Genomic DNA, 16,653 nt, shown 5'->3' on the forward strand with positions numbered 1-16,653 from the left:
GCCTTGTGTGCGGTGTTTTGCACACCGTCTGTGCCCATGCCTCATGATCCTTGACACAAGCATATTAGCGGAACGAGGGCCATGCGCAATTGCTGGGTTTGGCAGGTTTTTGCCGCCTTTTCCTTGAAAAGCCGGGGTTTTGAATGTCTGCTGCGATTAAAATTCCTAAAAACAAAGAGCCAAGCCTATGACCAGTCCGATCGCCCCTGCACCTTTTACCGAAATTTGGCGGGGTAGCCTGCTCGAAAGTCAGCACCTCGGCCATGCCGTGATCTGCAACGGCAAAGGGGAGGTTGTGCGCGTTTGGGGCAACCCGGAACAGGTGATCTATCCACGCAGTTCCTGCAAAATGGTACAGGCACTTCCGCTTTTGACCTCGGGGGCTGCGGCGCGCTACGGGTTAACGCGCGAACAACTCGCGCTGGCTTGTGCCTCTCATAACGGCGCGCGCATCCACATTGACCGGGTCAGCAATTGGCTTGAACAATTAGACCTTGGTGAGGGTGATCTGCGCTGTGGCCCGCAAAAGCCGCGTGACAGTGAGGTGCTGCATAGTCTTATCAAACACGACGACAGCCCGTGCCAAATCCACAACAACTGCTCGGGAAAGCACGCAGGTTTCCTGACACTCTCTCAGCACTTGGGAGCGGGATCTGAGTATGTGGAGATCGACCACCCGGTACAGCAGGCCTGCCAAGAGGCGTTTGAAGAAGCCACCGGAGAGACCAGCCCCACATATGGCATAGACGGGTGCTCTGCGCCTAATTTTGCCTGCACCATTACAGGACTTGCGCGCGCCATGGGCTGGTTTGCTTCGGCACATACCCGCAACGGGCGCGCCGATGATGCGGCGGTACAGTTGCGCGAAGCCATGGCACTGCATCCGGAGCTGGTGGCTGGCGAAGGTCGCGCCTGTACGGCCTTGATGCGGGATATGGGCGGTAAGGTCTCCGTAAAAACAGGGGCGGAGGGCGTGTTTGTTGCCATCCTCCCCGAGCAAGAGCTGGGGATTGCACTGAAAGTCGTGGATGGCGCCACGCGCGCGGCGGAGAACGCGATCACAACCCTACTGGTGAGTCTTGGCGCGCTCGATGGCAACAGCCCCTCGGCCAAGTCCTATATGAGTGCGCCGATCACCAATTGGAACGGCATCCACTGTGGCGACATGCGACCCGCCGCTGGCCTGCAATTCTAACTGTCCAGATTTTGCAGGTTACAGAAGATCCCAGATCAGTTTCAGGGCAAGGGTGACGGTCGTCAGAACCAACAGCGGCTTGATCACTTTTGCCCCCTGTTTTTGGGCAAGTCCCGCTCCAACTCGTGCACCTGCGATCTGAGCAAGACCCATGGCGAGGCCGGTGAACCACCACGGTGTTGCCACAACCGCAAAAGCTGCCAGTGCGCCAGCGTTTGATGCGAAGTTCAACAGCTTTGTATGCGCGGTCGCTTTCAGTACGCCGTAGCCTGCAAGCCCCACAAAAGCGAGCATATAGAAACTGCCCGCACCGGGACCGAGCAAACCGTCATATGCTGCACAGAGCGGCACCATGGTAGCCGCAAACACCGCAGGCGACAGACGGCGTGCGCGGTCCACATCGTTTAGCCCCTTTTTGGTGGCAAAAAACACTGCGATCCCGATCAAAAGGACTGGCAGGGCATAGCGGATCAGATCAACCGGTAGCACCGACACCAAAAGCGCCCCGCCGATGGAGGCGAAAAACGCGATCACTGCAGGTCTCCATTGTGTACGAAGGTCCACATGACCGCCGCGGGCATAGGTGATCGCCGCCGTGGCCGCGCCAAACAGCCCCTGGATCTTGTTGGTCGCAAGCGCCGTGACCGGGTTGGCACCCGCAATGAGCAGGACGGGAACCGTGATGAGCCCGCCACCACCGGCGACCGCGTCAATAAAACCAGCGGCAAAGCCCGCTGCCATCAACAGCAGCAGCACCTCGAAGGTGACTTCGAACATTCAATTATCCTTTGAAATCGTCCCGGCTGTAGCCCTGCACATACAAGAGAGCCGTCAGATCGCCGTGATTGATGCGGATGTTGCACTCTGCCGCGACCGAAGGTTTGGCGTGGAGCGCCACGCCAGCCCCCGCACGGGTCAACATGCCAAGATCATTGGCCCCATCACCGACCGCAATCACGTCCGCCTCGGAAATACCAAGGCGTGTCGTGATTTGTTCGAGCGCTTCGACTTTGGCCTCGCGGCCAAGGATCGGGTGGCCCACCTCGCCTGTCAGCCTGCCCTCTGCGACGATCAGAGTATTGGCGCGGTTTTCGTCAAACCCCAGTTCTGCCGCGACGCGCGCGGTAAAAGCGGTAAATCCACCAGAAACCAGCGCCGTATATGCCCCATCGGCTTTCATCGTCGCCAAGAGTGCGCGGCCCCCCGGCATAAAGGTGATGCGATTGTCCAGAACCTCAGTGATCACAGATTCGGAAAGGCCCTTGAGCAATCCCACACGTTCAGTCAGCGCGCCCTCGAAATCCAATTCGCCGTTCATGGCGCGGGCGGTAATGTCTTTGACCCGCGCGCCAACACCGGCTTCATCCGCCAGCTCGTCGATGCACTCCTGCTGGATCATGGTCGAGTCCATGTCCGCCAGCAGCATCTTCTTGCGCCGTCCCTCAGTGGGTTGCAGCACCAGATCGACGCTCATGCCTTGTAGATCGTTCCAGACCTCCCATTGATTGTCGGGAAGCGCTTCCAGCGCGAACTCCGCCGCGATGCCGGGGTTCAGCCAATGCGCCTCTCCACCGCCCCAAGCGTTCCTCAGCGACTCGACCAATGAAGGCTCCAGCGTCGGATTGGCAGGGTTCACGAGCAGGGTGGCGACATACATGGGTGTTCTCCGGTCAGGGCGGGTTGTCTTCTCTTAACGAGGGCTTACCCGTGGCACCAGCCCGGAGAGGCATGGCCCCCAAAGTTTCCGATTGGCGTCATTCGGGGTCGCAAAAATTTTCCAAAGCGGCGCAAACGGTCGATTTTCCCAGTTGCGCGGAATCGCACCCCCGCATATCGCTGTCGGTGGGACACCCCTCCCCAACGAGGGGCGCTTATCTGGAAGGGTAGCATTTATGGCTATTGCACAACCGGCATCGCGGCCGGCCAATCCGCGTTTTTCTTCTGGCCCCTGCGCCAAACCCCCCACCTATGATCTGTCCAAACTCGTTGGCGCGCCTCTGGGTCGCAGCCACCGCGCTGCCGTCGGCAAGGAAAAGCTCCTTGCCGCCATCGAAGGCACCCGCGAGGTTCTGGGCATCCCCGCAGACTACAAGATCGGTATCGTGCCTGCGTCCGACACCGGCGCGGTCGAGATGGCGATGTGGAATCTGCTGGGTGAACGCAAAGTCGAGATGCTCGCCTGGGAAAGCTTTGGCGCAGGCTGGGTCACCGATGTGGTGAAGCAGTTGAAAATCGACGCCGAGGTCAAGACCGCCGACTATGGCGACATCGTTGATCTGGCGACGGTGGACACCGATAATGATGTGGTTTTCACATGGAACGGCACCACTTCCGGCGTGCGGGTTCCCAATGGCGACTGGATCAAAGACGACCGCGACGGTCTGACGATTTGTGACGCGACCTCTGCGGCCTTCGCACAGGAACTGCCGTGGCAGAAGCTCGATGTCACCACCTTCTCCTGGCAAAAGGTGCTCGGCGGTGAGGCCGCACATGGCGTGATCGTCCTCAGCCCCCGCGCGGTCGAGCGCCTGGAGAGCTATGCACCCGCATGGCCGCTGCCGAAAATCTTCCGCCTGACAAAAGGTGGCAAACTGATCGACGGTATTTTCACCGGTGCGACTATCAACACGCCGTCGATGCTGGCGGTTGAGGACTATCTGTTCGCGCTCGACTGGGCGCGGTCTGTTGGTGGTCTGGAGGGGCTCATTGGCCGCGCCAATGCCAATGCCAATGCGATCCACGCCTTTGCCTATGCCAACGACTGGATTGAAAACCTCGCCAATGATCCGGCGACGCGCTCCAACACCTCTGTGTGTCTGAAGTTCACCGACAAGCGGATCAAGGACGGTGCGAGCTTTGCCAAGGCTGTGGCCAAGCGACTGGAGGCCGAGGGCATCGCCTATGATATCGGTGCTTACCGTGACGCGCCTGCTGGTCTGCGGATCTGGTGTGGCGGCACGGTCGAGACGGCCGATATCGAGGCCATGCTGCCGTGGCTCGCATGGGCCTTTGAGGCCGAGATCGCCGCGCAAGGCTAACGCAAATCGGCCGGGCGACAGCCCGGGCAGCGACCCCATTCCCAATTTTAGGCCGCACCCCGGCCCCCGCAGACAAAGGACCAATGCAAATGGCCCCCAAAGTACTTATCTCCGACAAACTCTCGGACGCCGCCGTTCAGATCTTCCGTGACCGCGGCATTGACGTGGATTTCCTGCCCGACGTGGGCAAGGACAAAGAAAAACTGGCTGAAATCATCGGTCAATATGATGGCCTCGCGATCCGATCCGCCACCAAAGTGACACCGACCATTCTGGAAAACGCCACCAACCTCAAGGTAATTGGCCGCGCCGGGATCGGCACCGACAACATCGACAAGGAAGCCGCGTCGAAAAAGGGTGTGATCGTCATGAACACCCCCTTCGGCAACATGATCACCACCGCCGAACATGCCATCGCGATGATGTTCGCTGTGGCGCGACAGGTCCCCGAGGCCTCTGCTTCGACCCATGCGGGTAAGTGGGAAAAGTCCAAATTCATGGGTGTCGAGCTTACCGGCAAGACCCTCGGCGTGATCGGTGCGGGCAACATCGGCGGCATCGTCTGCGACCGCGCCCGGGGCCTGAAGATGAAGGTTGTGGCCTATGATCCCTTCTTGAGCGAGGAAAAGGCCAAGAAGATGCAGGTCGAAAAGGTCGAGTTGGACGAGTTGCTCGCGCGCGCTGATTTCATCACTCTGCATGTGCCGCTGACCGAGCAGACCAAGAATATCCTGAGCCGCGAAAACATCTCCAAAACCAAGAAGGGCGTGCGCATCATCAACTGCGCCCGTGGTGGTCTGGTGGACGAAGATGCACTGGCCGAAGCACTGACCTCGGGTCATGTTGCAGGGGCTGCCTTTGATGTGTTCTCTGTGGAACCGGCCAAGGAAAACCCTCTGTTCAACCTGCCCAATGTGGTTTGCACACCGCACCTTGGGGCCGCAACAACTGAGGCGCAGGAAAACGTGGCGCTGCAAGTCGCGGACCAGATGGCAAACTATCTGCTGACTGGTGCGGTGGAAAACGCACTCAATATGCCATCAGTGACTGCTGAAGAAGCCAAAGTTATGGGTCCGTGGATCAAACTGGCTGACCACCTTGGTGCTTTTGCAGGCCAGATGACGGATGAGCCGATCACCGCGATCAATGTGCTCTATGATGGTGTCGTGGCTGACATGAACCTCGATGCGCTGAATTGTTCGGTGGTCGCGGGCATCATGAAAAAGGTGAACCCTGATGTGAACATGGTCTCCGCGCCTGTGGTTGCCAAAGAACGCGGTATCCAGATCTCCACCACCAATCAGGACAAATCCGGCTCGTTCGATGGTTACATCAAGGTGACCGTGGTGACGGCCAAACGCGAGCGTTCCGTCGCGGGCACCGTCTTCTCCGATGGCAAGCCGCGCTTCATCCAGATCAAGGGCATCAATATCGACGCCGAAGTTGGCGCGCACATGCTCTACACCACCAACAAGGACGTTCCTGGCATCATCGGTACCTTGGGGCAGACCCTTGGTGATATGGACGTGAACATCGCTAACTTTACGCTGGGCCGGAATGAGGTTGGCGGCGAGGCAATCGCGCTTCTTTATGTGGATGCAGAAGTTCCAGCCGATGCACGCGCGAAGCTGGCGGAGACTGGGTATTTCACCCAGATCAAACCGCTGGCATTCGACGTCGCCTGACACCGGGTGATTTGAAAAGAATGCGGGCTCATCGAAGGATGGGCCCGTTTTTTGTATTAAATACCTATTTTTACTTGCCCTGACGCGCCCGCGCTCCATTGTGGCGGCAAATGGCCTCGGACGCATTTACTCCGGTGTGATGACCGCCTCTGACTGCAGACAATCGAAAGACGCCTCTCCTATGATTAAGCCTATCTACGCAATCGGTGACATTCACGGACAGACCGAACAGCTTGAACGCGCGTTGGAGCTGATCACCATGGATGGTGGTGCTGAGGCGAAGGTGGTCTTTGTGGGCGACTATGTGGACCGTGGTCCGGACAGTCGGGGTGTTATTGATCGTTTGATGCAAGGTCAGGCCGATGGTCGCAATTGGATCTGCCTCAAGGGCAATCATGACCGTATGTTTACTTGGTTTATGGAAGATTTTCCGCGAGAGGACCCGCATCTTCCGGTTGAGCTCTATTATTTACAGGAACGCATCGGCGGCGCGCAGACGCTGGCCTCCTATGGTGTGGACTGTGGCCCGAGTGATCGTAAATCCCGTGTGCATGAGGCCGCACGCGCAGCAGTTCCTGCTCAACATTTGGCTTGGATCGATTCGTTGCCTCTGTCCCATCAGGCAGGTGAGCAGTTCTTTGTGCATGCAGGTATTCGCCCGGGTGTGCCACTGAAGGAGCAGACCGAGCACGATATGCTATGGATTCGGCAGGGGTTTCTCGAGAATACCGAGAGCCACCCGCATCTGATCGTGCATGGGCATACTGCCGAGAAATGTCCGGTTCATTATGGCAATCGTGTCGATATTGACTGTGGGGCAGGGTACGGACGTACCCTCGTGCCCGTGGTGTTCGAAGGGGATAAGGCATGGAGCCTGACCTCCGAGGGGCGCAAGCCACTGGAACCTGGACAGTCATAGGGCACGGCATACGCCAGAGGCGATTTTGCGAGAGAATTGTTGCCACGACACCCGTAAAGGTTGTATCACGATGTGCGTGGCTAACGCGCTGTTCCTTTGCAGCCCCCTGCAAACAGGATCCCCTGTCTTCAGCGGCGTTTAGTTATGCTTCACGTTGTCCTTACTGTGGCAGGCACCCCAGATCGGGGTTGCCTGCCTCTTTTCGTTTGAACGCGGACTAACGCCCAGTCCAATCCAACACGACCTTACCGCTTTGGCCTGACTTCATGGCGGCAAAGCCTTGCCCAAAATCATTAACAGAAAAGCGGTGAGTGATCACTTTGCTTACATCGAGACCGTTTTGCAGCATAGCGATCATCTTGTACCAGGTTTCAAACATCTCGCGGCCATAGACGCCTTTAATGGTGATCGCCTTAAAGACGATGCGCGACCAATCGACCGGGGATTTTCCCGGTGGAATCCCAAGAAGTGCGATCTTGCCACCCATTACCAGCGCCTCAACCATTTGGTCCAGCGCCTGTTGGTTGCCAGACATCTCAAGCCCGACGTCAAAGCCTTCTTTCAGACCCAGCTCGTGCTTCACGTCATTCAGGTCTTCCTTGGCCACGTTGACGGTACGCACCCGTGCGACCTGTTCCGCCAATGCCAGACGGTCAGCGTTCACATCCGTGATAACCACATGCCGCGCCCCAGCGTGGCGGGCGACGGCTGCTGCCATGATGCCAATGGGGCCTGCGCCGGTGATCAGCACATCTTCACCCAGCAGATCAAAGCTCAGCGCGGTGTGCACGGCATTGCCCAGCGGGTCGAGGATCGCGCCGATTTCATCCGGAATGTCGTTAGGCAGGGGCACCACATTAAACGCGGGAAGGCGCAGATATTGCGCAAATGCGCCTTGCTCGTTGACCCCGATCCCGCGCGTGCCCGGATCAAGGTGAAACTTGCCAGAGCGTGACTGACGACTCTCGGTGCCGATCAGATGCCCCTCGCCCGAACACCGCTGCCCGACCGAGAGCCCGGTCACGTTGCGCCCCAGCTCCACGATCTCGCCTGCGAATTCATGGCCGGTGATCATCGGCACTGGCACCGTGTGCGCGGCCCAATCGTCCCAGTTCCAGATGTGAATGTCGGTGCCGCAAATGCCGGTTTTGTTGACCTTGATCAGCACATCATCCGGCCCGATGTCCGGTACCGGCGCCTGCACCATCCAGAGGCCCTCTTCTGGTTTGGATTTTTCAAGGGCTTTCATCGTGTTGGGCAGCATGTCAGATCACTCCACAGGCTTTGCCCGCACGCTCAAACGCGCCGAGGGCTCGGTTCAATTCCTCACGGGTCAGGGCGGCATTCATCTGGGTGCGGATGCGGGCCTGCCCCTTGGGCACGACGGGAAAGAAGAAACCGGAGACATAGACGCCTTCGTCAAAGAGTTTGGTTGCCATGGCTTGTGCGAGCTTGGCATCTCCCAGCATCACCGGGATGATCGGGTGTTCGCCGGGCAGCAGGTCGAATCCCAGCTCCGTCAGGCCCTGACGCCAGAATTTAGCGTTTTCGAACAGCTGCTTGCGGAGATCCTCGCCCTCTTCAACCAGACGGATCGCTTCTAGGCCCGCCGCCACGACCGCAGGCGGTAACGAGTTTGAAAACAGATAGGGCCGTGCGCGCTGACGCAGCAGGTCAATCACCGGCTGCGGTCCGGCGATATAGCCGCCAATCGCACCGCCCAGCGCCTTGCCCAGCGTGCCGGTCAGGATATCGACGTCGACGCCAAAATGATCCGGCGTACCGGCCCCATGCGGCCCCATGAACCCCGTCGCATGACAGTCATCTACCATCACCACCGCATCAAAACGGTCGGCTATTTCGCGGATTGCAGGCAGGTTGGCCAGATAACCATCCATGGAAAACACGCCATCGGTTGCCACCATGATGTGGCGTGCGCCGGCTGCACGGGCGTCTTTCAGCTTGGCCTCCAGATCTGCCATGTCGTTGTTGGCATAGCGGTAGCGCTTCGCCTTGCAGAGGCGGATGCCGTCGATGATGGAAGCGTGGTTCAGACTGTCGGAGACAATCGCATCCTCTGGCCCAAGCAAAGGTTCGAACAGCCCGCCATTGGCGTCAAAACAGGCGGCAAACAGGATCGAATCGTCCTTGCCGAGGAATTTTGCAATGCGCTGCTCCAACTCGCGGTGCAGATCCTGCGTGCCGCAGATGAAACGGACCGAGGCCATGCCATAGCCCTTGTCGTCCATCACAGCCTTTGCTGCGGCAATCAGATCTGGATGATCAGCCAGGCCAAGATAGTTGTTGGCACAGAGGTTGATGACCGCGCGATCGCCCACGTGGATCTCGCCCGCCTGGGGCGAGGTGATCATTCGTTCGCGCTTGTAAAGACCGTCCGCTTCGATCTGCGTCAGGGTTTCGCTGATGTGGCTGAGGAAAGCATTGGACATGAGCACGACTCCGGTTGTTTCCCGAAGTCTGTCATAGTGGACGTGCGTCCGTAAAGGTGGAATTGCATCTTTACGGAAAAAAATCCGTGATTACGGAAATTATATCTTCTAACTGAAAATATCCCGGGGTGAATTGGCCGCGAGGCCAAGAGGGGCCGCGCCCCTCAACTGTTCTTCACAATCAGGAACACACGCGCAGCGCCGTCCGGGGCGGCAATAGCGTGCGAAACATCGGCCGCATAGCGGGCTGTATCTCCCGGCGATAGGCGATCCTCAGCCGTACCGGAAGTTAAGACAACCGTTCCCTCCAAGACCGTCAATTGTTCCCGAGTACCGGGCGCATGGGGTTGGCTGATCAAGGCCCCTCCGGCAGCGAAGCTGATGTCATAGACCTCATGCCCGCCGACATCTTCGGGCGGAGACAGGATGGCGATGGTGCATTGCGCGGCCTTGCTGTCGATCACCGGCACATCCCGCGCGCGCAGGACATCGATGCGGTCGACCGTCTCGCTGGCCTCCAACAGGCCGGCGAAATCCACCTGAAGTGCGCGGGTAAGGTTCCACAGTGTTGCAATCGTGGGAGAGCTTTCCCCCCGTTCGATCTGGCTCACCATTGAGCGGCTGACCCCGGAAAGGTTCGCCACCGCTTCTAGGCTCAACCCTTGTGCCCGGCGTGCCTCTTTCAGGCGGGCGGGCAAAAGGGTCAGGATATCGTCTGTTGTGTCCGTCATGACGGAAGTAGTGGCGCGCGCCGAAGTGGCTGTCAATGACGGGACGTTCAATGGGACAGGTTTATGCTGCGGGTGCATACTGGCGCAAATGGACATGAGGAGTGAGACATGACGGATATCGTGATTCTGGACGGCGCGCGCACGGCGATTGGTGCCTTTGGTGGCGCATTGGCGCAAACTGCGCCGATCGATCTGGGCGCGACGGTGGCCAAGGCTGCAATGGAGCGTTCCGGTGTTGAGCCTGCGCAAATCGGCACCGTGGTCTACGGCCATGTCATCAACACCGAGCCGCGCGACATGTATTTGTCGCGGGTGGCCGCGATGCAGGCAGGTATTCCTGAAACCACACCGGCGATGAATGTGAACCGACTGTGTGGATCGGGCGCGCAAGCAATTGTTTCGGGCATTCAGGCCTTGATGCTGGGCGACGCGGAGTTTGCACTTACGGGTGGTGCCGAGAACATGTCGCGCAGTCCTTTCATCACGCCTTCGACCCGCTGGGGGCAGAAAATGGGCGATGTGAAATCGCTCGACATGATGCTGGGCGCGCTCAATTGCCCCTTTGGGACTGGCCATATGGGTGTGACCGCAGAGAATGTCGCGGACGAGCATGAGATCACCCGTGAACAGATGGACGAATTTGCCATGGCCAGCCAGACCCGCGCTGCATCGGCGATTGAGGCGGGCTATTTCCAAAGCCAGATTGTACCGGTCGAGGTGAAAATCAAACGCGATATGGTTTCGTTTGAAGTGGATGAGCACCCCAAAGCCACCTCGCTGGAAGCACTCGCAGGCTTGCGCCCGGTGTTTCAAAAGGATGGCCGTGTCACGGCGGGCAATGCGTCGGGGATCAACGACGGCGCGGCGGCGCTGGTGCTGGCGACCGGTGAGGCCGCAGAAAAGGCCGGTCTGAAACCCAAGGCACGTGTGCTGGGGTATGCCCATGCGGGCGTGCGGCCAGAGGTGATGGGGGTGGGTCCGCTTCCGGCGGTGGAGCAGCTGCTGAAGCGCATAGATATGACCGTCGGGGATTTCGATCTCATCGAGTCAAACGAGGCCTTTGCAGCGCAGGCGCTGGCGGTGAACAAAGCGCTCGGGTTGGACGCCGCCAAAGTGAACCCCAATGGCGGTGCGATCGCATTGGGGCATCCGGTGGGGGCAACCGGAGCCATCATCACCGTGAAAGCGCTGTATGAGCTGGAACGCATTGGTGGTCGTCGGGCGATCATCACCATGTGTATCGGTGGTGGTCAGGGGATTGCACTGGCAATCGAGCGTCTTTGATCTGATCGGGCGGAGGGGCGTTGCCCCTCTGCGCTGGCGCGCATTCACCCCAGGATATTTCAGGTTAGAAGAGGGTGCTGATATCGCAGGCACCCTCTTTTGTTATGTTACATGCGTGATGATGAGAGTGGCGAGGACGCCAACAGCTACGCCTGCGGCTGCGGCACGTTTCCAAGGGCGGCGGGCTGATTTATCTTCAGGTTCCTGCGCCTGCGCGATCAGGGCACGTTCCACCAACGTCGGCAGGCGCGGGCCAAAGCGGGCCAAGACCAGCGCGGTCTTGCCCAGATCAGACGCGATAGCGCGGGGGCCGATCGAGGATTTGATGTAGTCCTCCACCACCGGTTTTGCGACGTCCCATATGTTGATGCGCGGATCAAGTGAGCGGGCGACGCCTTCGACCACCACCATAGTGCGCTGCAACAGGATCAACTCGGTACGGGTTTCCATCCCAAAGCGTTCTGTCACCTCAAAGAGGTAATTCAAGAGCCGCCCCATGGAGATATGAGTGGCGTCCATGCCAAAGATTGGCTCTCCAACGGCCCGCAATGCGCGGGCGAACTCGTCCACATCCTGCGTGGCGGGCACATAGCCTGCCTCGAAATGGACTTCGGCCACGCGTTGATAGTCGCGTTTGATGAAACCATAGAGGATCTCGGCATAGACCCGGCGAGTATAAAGGTCGATATGGCCCATGATGCCAAAATCATAGGCAATGATGTCGCCATTGGTGGCAACCTTCATATTGCCTTGGTGCATGTCAGCATGGAAATACCCGTCGCGCAGCGCATGGTTCAGGAACAGGGACAGAACCCGTTCACCCAGCGCGTGACGGTCGTGGCCTGCGGCATCGAGCGCGTCATTGTCGCCAATCGGCAACCCGTCGGCCCAGCCCAGTGTCATCACTCGGCGGGCCGAGTAATTCCACAGCACTGGCGGAAGTTGGAAGCCCGCGTCATTGGAGGTGTTGTCCGCGAACTCTGAGGCGGCCGCACTTTCAAGGCGCAGATCCAATTCGCCACGGACAACGCCATCGAAGTGGGTGATCACATCCATGGGGCGCAGACGTTTAGCGCCTGGTGCGAAAAGTTCCGCAATGCGGGCCGCAAAGTAGAATGCATCCACATCCTTGCGGAAGGCACGCTCAACACCGGGGCGCAAAACCTTGACCGCGACGTCCTGGCCGGTCTCTGTCAGGCGGGCGCGATGGACCTGCGCGATGGAAGCCGCAGCGATAGGTTCGGAAAATTCCGTGAAAATCTCATCGACCGGGCGGCCCAGTTCCTTGGCGACCTCTGCCATGGCGACTTCGCGCGGGAAGGGTGGGAGTTTGTCCTGCAAGACACGCAACTGCCGCGCCATATCCTCGCCAACCACATCGGGGCGTGTTGAGAGCACTTGACCGAATTTAATGTAGGCAGGTCCCAATGCGGTGATCGCACGGGTTGCCGGTGGCATGGATGGGTCGCCTTTGTAGCCAAGCCACTGGAAAGGCCAGCCAAGAGTGTAGGCCACCATGCGCAAAGGGGCCGGCGCGTCAAAGGCGTCGAGTACCACATTCATGGCGCCAGTGCGCACCATGGTCGCGCCCGTACGGATCAGGCGGATGATATTGTGAGGTCCGCGCATCGATCAGATCTTCCAGCCCGAGTGCAGAGCTGCGATGCCCATCGACATGTTGCGGTATTTGGCATTTTCAAACCCGGCCTGTTTTACCATTCCGAGGAATGTGTCTTGATCCGGGAAGTTGCGGATCGATTCCACGAGATATTGATAACTGTCATAATCACCTGCGATCATCTGTCCCATTCGCGGGATCACGTTGAAGCTATAGAGATCATAGAGTTTTTGCAGCCCGTCGTTGGGCAATTGGCTGAATTCCAGCACCATCAGGCGTCCGCCGGGTTTCAGGACGCGGTAGGCTTCGTTCAGGGCTTCTTGCGGGCGGGTCACATTCCGAATTCCGAAAGAAATAGTATAGACGTCGAAGGTGTTGTCTTTGAACGGCAACGCCATTGCGTCGCCGGTCACCCAGTCCAAACTCTCGGCCATTTGTTCGGCCTCTGCCCGTTTGCGGCCCTCTTCCAGCATCGGCGTGGTCAGATCGAGCACGGTGGAGTGACCATAGCCTGCACGTTTTAGGAACCGGAAGGAGATGTCGCCGGTGCCGCCCGCCACATCCAGCAGACGCTGACCGGGGCGCGGCGCGAGCCAGTCCATCATTGCATCCTTCCAGATTCGGTGGATGCCGACGCTCATCACATCGTTCATGATGTCATATTTCGAGGCAACGGAGTTGAAGACCCCCTGAACCCGGCCTGCCTTTTCGTGCTCCGGCACGGTTTCAAAGCCGAAATGGGTGGTGCTGTCAGATTTCTCGGTCATTGGCCTTGTCGTCCTCGCAGTTTCGCACTTGTTATAGAGCGCTCACGGGGCGGCACAATGCGCCCTTCTGTCAGGGGAGTCCTCTAATGCCTGAATTGCCCGAGGTCGAGACGGTGATGCGGGGCCTGCAACCCTCTATGGAGGGGGAAGTCATTACCCGCGCCGATGTGAACCGGCCCGATTTGCGCTGGCCTTTTCCGGAACGTATGGCGGACCGGCTATCAGGACGCAGGGTGCTGTCGATGCGACGGCGGTCGAAATACATCCTTGCTGACCTTGATAGCGGCGAGACGCTTTTGGTTCACCTTGGTATGTCAGGTCGGATGACGGTATCGGGTGACCCGCTTGGCCAGTTTGTGCATGCGCATCCGCAAATCGCCAAACATGATCATGTGGTCTTTCACATGGAAAATGGCGCGCGGGTCACTTTTAATGATCCTCGCCGCTTTGGTGCGATGGACCTGCTGAATACGGCGACAGCCGACAGTCACAAGCTGCTTGCGGTGCTGGGACCGGAGCCTTTGGGGAACGATTTCCATGAAAATCACCTTGTCACAGCCTTCAAGGGCCGCAAGACGCCCGTGAAATCTGCACTGCTCGATCAGGGAATCATCGCTGGCCTTGGCAATATCTATGTCTGTGAGACGCTTTTCCGTGCGGGCATTTCGCCACGTCGCGAAGTTGGAAAAATTAGCGCGCCACGCGTTGCCGCGCTGGTTCCTATCATTCGTCAAGTGTTGCTAGACGCGATTGCAGCGGGCGGATCTTCGCTCAAGGATTTTCGCCAAGCCAATGGCGAACTTGGATATTTTCAACATACCTTTGATGTTTACGGGCGCGAAGGAGAGCCTTGCCGACGGGCTGGCTGTGGGGGGACGGTCACTCGAATCACCCAATCCGGGCGGTCGTCCTTCTACTGTGGCAAGTGCCAAAGATAGCTTGAAAGCGAGAGCCGCCGTGATAATGACTCTGGTTCAGGAGAAACAACCGAAAGCGAATTGTCATGGCCTATGAGACGATCAACGTCGATACTCAGGACCACGTCTGCCTCATCAAGCTGAACCGGCCTGAAGCGTTGAACGCGCTCAATTCCGTCCTTCTGGGCGAGTTGTGTGCCGCTTTGGAAGAAGCGGACGCCAGCGACAAAGTGCGCTGCATCGTGCTGACCGGCTCGGAAAAAGCCTTTGCAGCGGGCGCCGACATCAAAGAGATGTCGGAGATGAGCTATGTCGACGTATTCACGTCGAATCTTTTTGCCGACACCAACGATCGGATTTCGGCCATCCGCAAACCGATTATCGCGGCTGTATCCGGCTACGCGCTGGGTGGGGGCTGCGAGGTTGCCATGATGTGTGATTTCATCATCGCAGCAGAAACCGCAAAGTTTGGCCAACCCGAGATCAACCTCGGTGTGATCGCAGGCATGGGCGGTACTCAGCGCCTGACCCGTTTTGTCGGGAAGTCGAAGTCGATGGACATGAACCTGACGGGCCGCTTCATGACTGCCGAAGAGGCGGAGCGGGCTGGTCTGGTGTCGCGCGTGGTTCCGGCCAAGAAACTGATCGAAGAGGCGATGGCCGCGGCCAATAAGATCGCCGAGAAATCAGTTCTGACCTCGATTGCCGCCAAAGAGGCAGTCAATCGCGCGTATGAATTGCCGCTGAGCGAGGGCATGCTCTTTGAACGGCGGGTCTTCCATTCCATGTTTGCAACGGAAGACCAGAAGGAAGGTATGGCAGCTTTCCTAGAAAAGCGCGAAGCGCAGTTCCGGGACAAGTAACCAGATTTGGTGAGGCTCTGTGCCGACGCAAATGACGTCGCACGGGCCCCACTGATACCTAAAATACTATGGCCTCCGGTTAGATAGCGAAGTTTGAAAACGGGCCTGCGGGCCCGTTTTTGCATTCTCCTCGGCGAGACACTCCAAGAAACGGTGTTTCAAGGGATCGCTTGCGCTTTGTGTGCGAATCCAGTAATCACCGCCGTCATACATGCGCGTGCAGCCCGCTTAGGCTAGAATCACGACCGGTGATCCGATCCGGGTTCGGCTGGCATTCGCCATAATTGAACACTACGAACTCGAAGATAAGGTCACCACACCATGGCAAATACTCCTCAGGCTAAGAAGCGCGCACGTCAGAACGAAAAGCGCTTTGCCATCAACAAAGCTCGTCGTTCGCGCATCCGCACCTACCTGCGTAAAGTCGAAGAAGCCATCGCATCTGGCGACAAAGAAGCTGCAACCGCAGCTCTGCGCGCGGCTCAGCCCGAACTGATGCGCGGCGTGACCAAAGGCGTTTACCACAAAAACACCGCGTCCCGTAAAATCTCCCGTCTGTCTGCGCGGGTGAAAGCGCTGGGCTAACGCTCTTCTTACGCTGGCCAGCCCGGCGATTCTGATGTCGCGCCACTAGCGGCGTTGATCCAGATTTCAACATGAAAAAGCACCGCTGATGGCGGTGCTTTTTTGTTTGAAGGATTCCGGTCACTTCGGACGAGTCGCAGAGATTCTTTGTCGTCCAAGTCCGAGTCAACATCATAGTTTCGTTGCCGCTCTATGTCCGAAATTGCTACCACTGTTGCAGCGATTCATTCGCTGGGGGGACAGGCTGCTCGCGACAACTCTGACGGGCATTAGAGTTGTTATAGCCGGTGATCTGCGCGCTGCGCGTGGCACCGGAACAATGAAGTACACGGCGTAGTGCGCCGCGCACTTCATGTTAGGCATCTGTCTCATTCAGTGAATTAAGGGCGAACGTTTTTTCGTTGCGGCCATTTTGTGTGTTGCCGCACGTTACATGACGTTGTTTTCGGTTATCGAAACACGTGAAGGTCAGTTTGCATGCAGGCTGGCGACGTTCTTTCTGTGCCCGATCGTGACCGGATTGTTCTGAGCAGAACAGCCGGACTGGGACGAAACGATAGGCCGAAAATCCGGCCATAACACAGGATGCGTGAGGCGCAGC

At 58.2% G+C, this 16,653-nt stretch carries 15 protein-coding genes; 8 read left to right on the top strand and 7 right to left on the bottom strand.

The window, feature by feature from the left end; translation table 11 throughout:
• Positions 1 to 187 precede the first annotated feature (187 nt).
• Positions 188 to 1,195 carry an asparaginase gene (locus K529_RS15365; protein ID WP_005608794.1) on the top strand — a complete coding sequence of 336 codons (1,008 nt, stop codon included), beginning with the start codon at positions 188 to 190 and terminating at the stop codon, positions 1,193 to 1,195.
• Positions 1,196 to 1,213: 18 nt separating this feature from the next.
• Here the strand turns inward: K529_RS15365 and K529_RS15370 are convergent, their stop codons facing one another.
• Positions 1,214 to 1,972, bottom strand: a complete 759-nt coding sequence (locus tag K529_RS15370) for a TSUP family transporter (RefSeq protein ID WP_005608796.1) — start codon at positions 1,970 to 1,972, stop codon at positions 1,214 to 1,216.
• Positions 1,973 to 1,976: 4 nt separating this feature from the next.
• Complete coding sequence (gene serB, locus K529_RS15375; RefSeq protein WP_005608798.1) at positions 1,977 to 2,852, bottom strand: phosphoserine phosphatase SerB; 876 nt, start codon at positions 2,850 to 2,852, stop codon at positions 1,977 to 1,979.
• 235 nt (positions 2,853 to 3,087) lie between these two features.
• Here serB and K529_RS15380 point away from each other — a divergent pair, with 235 nt between their 5' ends.
• The 3 genes from K529_RS15380 (at position 3,088) to K529_RS15390 (ending at position 6,837) form a co-directional block, all read left to right on the top strand.
• The gene (locus tag K529_RS15380) at positions 3,088 to 4,233 is read left to right on the top strand and encodes a phosphoserine transaminase (protein WP_005608799.1); all 1,146 of its coding nucleotides are present in this window, start codon (positions 3,088 to 3,090) and stop codon (positions 4,231 to 4,233) included.
• An 89-nt stretch (positions 4,234 to 4,322) separates the two neighbouring features.
• Positions 4,323 to 5,918 carry a phosphoglycerate dehydrogenase gene (gene serA, locus K529_RS15385; protein WP_005608801.1) on the top strand — a complete coding sequence of 532 codons (1,596 nt, stop codon included), beginning with the start codon at positions 4,323 to 4,325 and terminating at the stop codon, positions 5,916 to 5,918.
• A 181-nt stretch (positions 5,919 to 6,099) separates the two neighbouring features.
• Positions 6,100 to 6,837, top strand: coding sequence for a metallophosphoesterase family protein (locus K529_RS15390; RefSeq protein WP_005608803.1), 738 nt, complete (start codon positions 6,100 to 6,102; stop codon positions 6,835 to 6,837).
• A gap of 217 nt (positions 6,838 to 7,054) precedes the next feature.
• Here K529_RS15390 and tdh read toward each other — a convergent pair whose 3' ends face one another.
• The 3 genes from tdh to K529_RS15405 form a co-directional block, all read right to left on the bottom strand.
• Positions 7,055 to 8,086, bottom strand: a complete 1,032-nt coding sequence (gene tdh, locus K529_RS15395) for an L-threonine 3-dehydrogenase (RefSeq protein ID WP_005608806.1) — start codon at positions 8,084 to 8,086, stop codon at positions 7,055 to 7,057.
• Between the two features lie 16 nt (positions 8,087 to 8,102).
• Complete coding sequence (locus K529_RS15400) at positions 8,103 to 9,287, bottom strand: glycine C-acetyltransferase (RefSeq protein ID WP_005608809.1); 1,185 nt, start codon at positions 9,285 to 9,287, stop codon at positions 8,103 to 8,105.
• Positions 9,288 to 9,451: 164 nt separating this feature from the next.
• Positions 9,452 to 10,018: a helix-turn-helix domain-containing protein gene (locus K529_RS15405; RefSeq protein WP_005608813.1), complete on the bottom strand. Its 567-nt coding sequence runs from the start codon at positions 10,016 to 10,018 to the stop codon at positions 9,452 to 9,454.
• A 108-nt stretch (positions 10,019 to 10,126) separates the two neighbouring features.
• On the opposite strand from K529_RS15405, the gene K529_RS15410 reads away from it, so the two are divergent.
• Entirely contained in the window at positions 10,127 to 11,302 is a 1,176-nt protein-coding gene (locus K529_RS15410) for an acetyl-CoA C-acyltransferase family protein (RefSeq protein WP_005608815.1), read from the top strand.
• A gap of 102 nt (positions 11,303 to 11,404) precedes the next feature.
• Here the strand turns inward: K529_RS15410 and ubiB are convergent, their stop codons facing one another.
• Positions 11,405 to 12,931 carry a 2-polyprenylphenol 6-hydroxylase gene (gene ubiB, locus K529_RS15415; RefSeq protein ID WP_005608817.1) on the bottom strand — a complete coding sequence of 509 codons (1,527 nt, stop codon included), beginning with the start codon at positions 12,929 to 12,931 and terminating at the stop codon, positions 11,405 to 11,407.
• A 3-nt stretch (positions 12,932 to 12,934) separates the two neighbouring features.
• Positions 12,935 to 13,687: a bifunctional demethylmenaquinone methyltransferase/2-methoxy-6-polyprenyl-1,4-benzoquinol methylase UbiE gene (gene ubiE, locus K529_RS15420; RefSeq protein WP_005608820.1), complete on the bottom strand. Its 753-nt coding sequence runs from the start codon at positions 13,685 to 13,687 to the stop codon at positions 12,935 to 12,937.
• Between the two features lie 86 nt (positions 13,688 to 13,773).
• Here ubiE and mutM point away from each other — a divergent pair, with 86 nt between their 5' ends.
• The 3 genes from mutM to rpsT all read left to right on the top strand — a co-directional run bounded on the left by mutM (position 13,774) and on the right by rpsT (position 16,052).
• A complete protein-coding gene (mutM, locus tag K529_RS15425; protein WP_005608823.1) occupies positions 13,774 to 14,625 on the top strand; it encodes a bifunctional DNA-formamidopyrimidine glycosylase/DNA-(apurinic or apyrimidinic site) lyase in 852 nt (283 codons plus the stop codon).
• 65 nt (positions 14,626 to 14,690) lie between these two features.
• The gene (locus K529_RS15430; RefSeq protein WP_005608826.1) at positions 14,691 to 15,467 is read left to right on the top strand and encodes an enoyl-CoA hydratase; all 777 of its coding nucleotides are present in this window, start codon (positions 14,691 to 14,693) and stop codon (positions 15,465 to 15,467) included.
• A 321-nt stretch (positions 15,468 to 15,788) separates the two neighbouring features.
• Complete coding sequence (gene rpsT / locus K529_RS15435; protein ID WP_005608828.1) at positions 15,789 to 16,052, top strand: 30S ribosomal protein S20; 264 nt, start codon at positions 15,789 to 15,791, stop codon at positions 16,050 to 16,052.
• Positions 16,053 to 16,653 lie beyond the last annotated feature (601 nt).

This window comes from Tritonibacter mobilis F1926, from assembly GCF_000376545.2.
GTDB classification, from domain to species: Bacteria; Pseudomonadota; Alphaproteobacteria; order Rhodobacterales; family Rhodobacteraceae; genus Epibacterium; species Epibacterium mobile.

Bases quoted from the DNA above. Each gene is read 5' to 3' on its own strand.
- rpsT (WP_005608828.1), top strand. From the start codon at position 15,789: ATGGCAAATACTCCTCAGGCTAAGAAGCGCGCACGTCAGAACGAAAAG.
- K529_RS15410 (WP_005608815.1), top strand. From the start codon at position 10,127: ATGACGGATATCGTGATTCTGGACGGCGCGCGCACGGCGATTGGTGCC.
- tdh (WP_005608806.1), bottom strand. From the start codon at position 8,086: ATGAAAGCCCTTGAAAAATCCAAACCAGAAGAGGGCCTCTGGATGGTG.
- K529_RS15405 (WP_005608813.1), bottom strand. From the start codon at position 10,018: ATGACGGACACAACAGACGATATCCTGACCCTTTTGCCCGCCCGCCTG.
- ubiE (WP_005608820.1), bottom strand. From the start codon at position 13,687: ATGACCGAGAAATCTGACAGCACCACCCATTTCGGCTTTGAAACCGTG.
- K529_RS15365 (WP_005608794.1), top strand. From the start codon at position 188: ATGACCAGTCCGATCGCCCCTGCACCTTTTACCGAAATTTGGCGGGGT.
- K529_RS15400 (WP_005608809.1), bottom strand. From the start codon at position 9,287: ATGTCCAATGCTTTCCTCAGCCACATCAGCGAAACCCTGACGCAGATC.
- ubiB (WP_005608817.1), bottom strand. From the start codon at position 12,931: ATGCGCGGACCTCACAATATCATCCGCCTGATCCGTACGGGCGCGACC.
- K529_RS15380 (WP_005608799.1), top strand. From the start codon at position 3,088: ATGGCTATTGCACAACCGGCATCGCGGCCGGCCAATCCGCGTTTTTCT.
- K529_RS15370 (WP_005608796.1), bottom strand. From the start codon at position 1,972: ATGTTCGAAGTCACCTTCGAGGTGCTGCTGCTGTTGATGGCAGCGGGC.
- K529_RS15430 (WP_005608826.1), top strand. From the start codon at position 14,691: ATGGCCTATGAGACGATCAACGTCGATACTCAGGACCACGTCTGCCTC.
- K529_RS15390 (WP_005608803.1), top strand. From the start codon at position 6,100: ATGATTAAGCCTATCTACGCAATCGGTGACATTCACGGACAGACCGAA.
- serB (WP_005608798.1), bottom strand. From the start codon at position 2,852: ATGTATGTCGCCACCCTGCTCGTGAACCCTGCCAATCCGACGCTGGAG.
- serA (WP_005608801.1), top strand. From the start codon at position 4,323: ATGGCCCCCAAAGTACTTATCTCCGACAAACTCTCGGACGCCGCCGTT.
- mutM (WP_005608823.1), top strand. From the start codon at position 13,774: ATGCCTGAATTGCCCGAGGTCGAGACGGTGATGCGGGGCCTGCAACCC.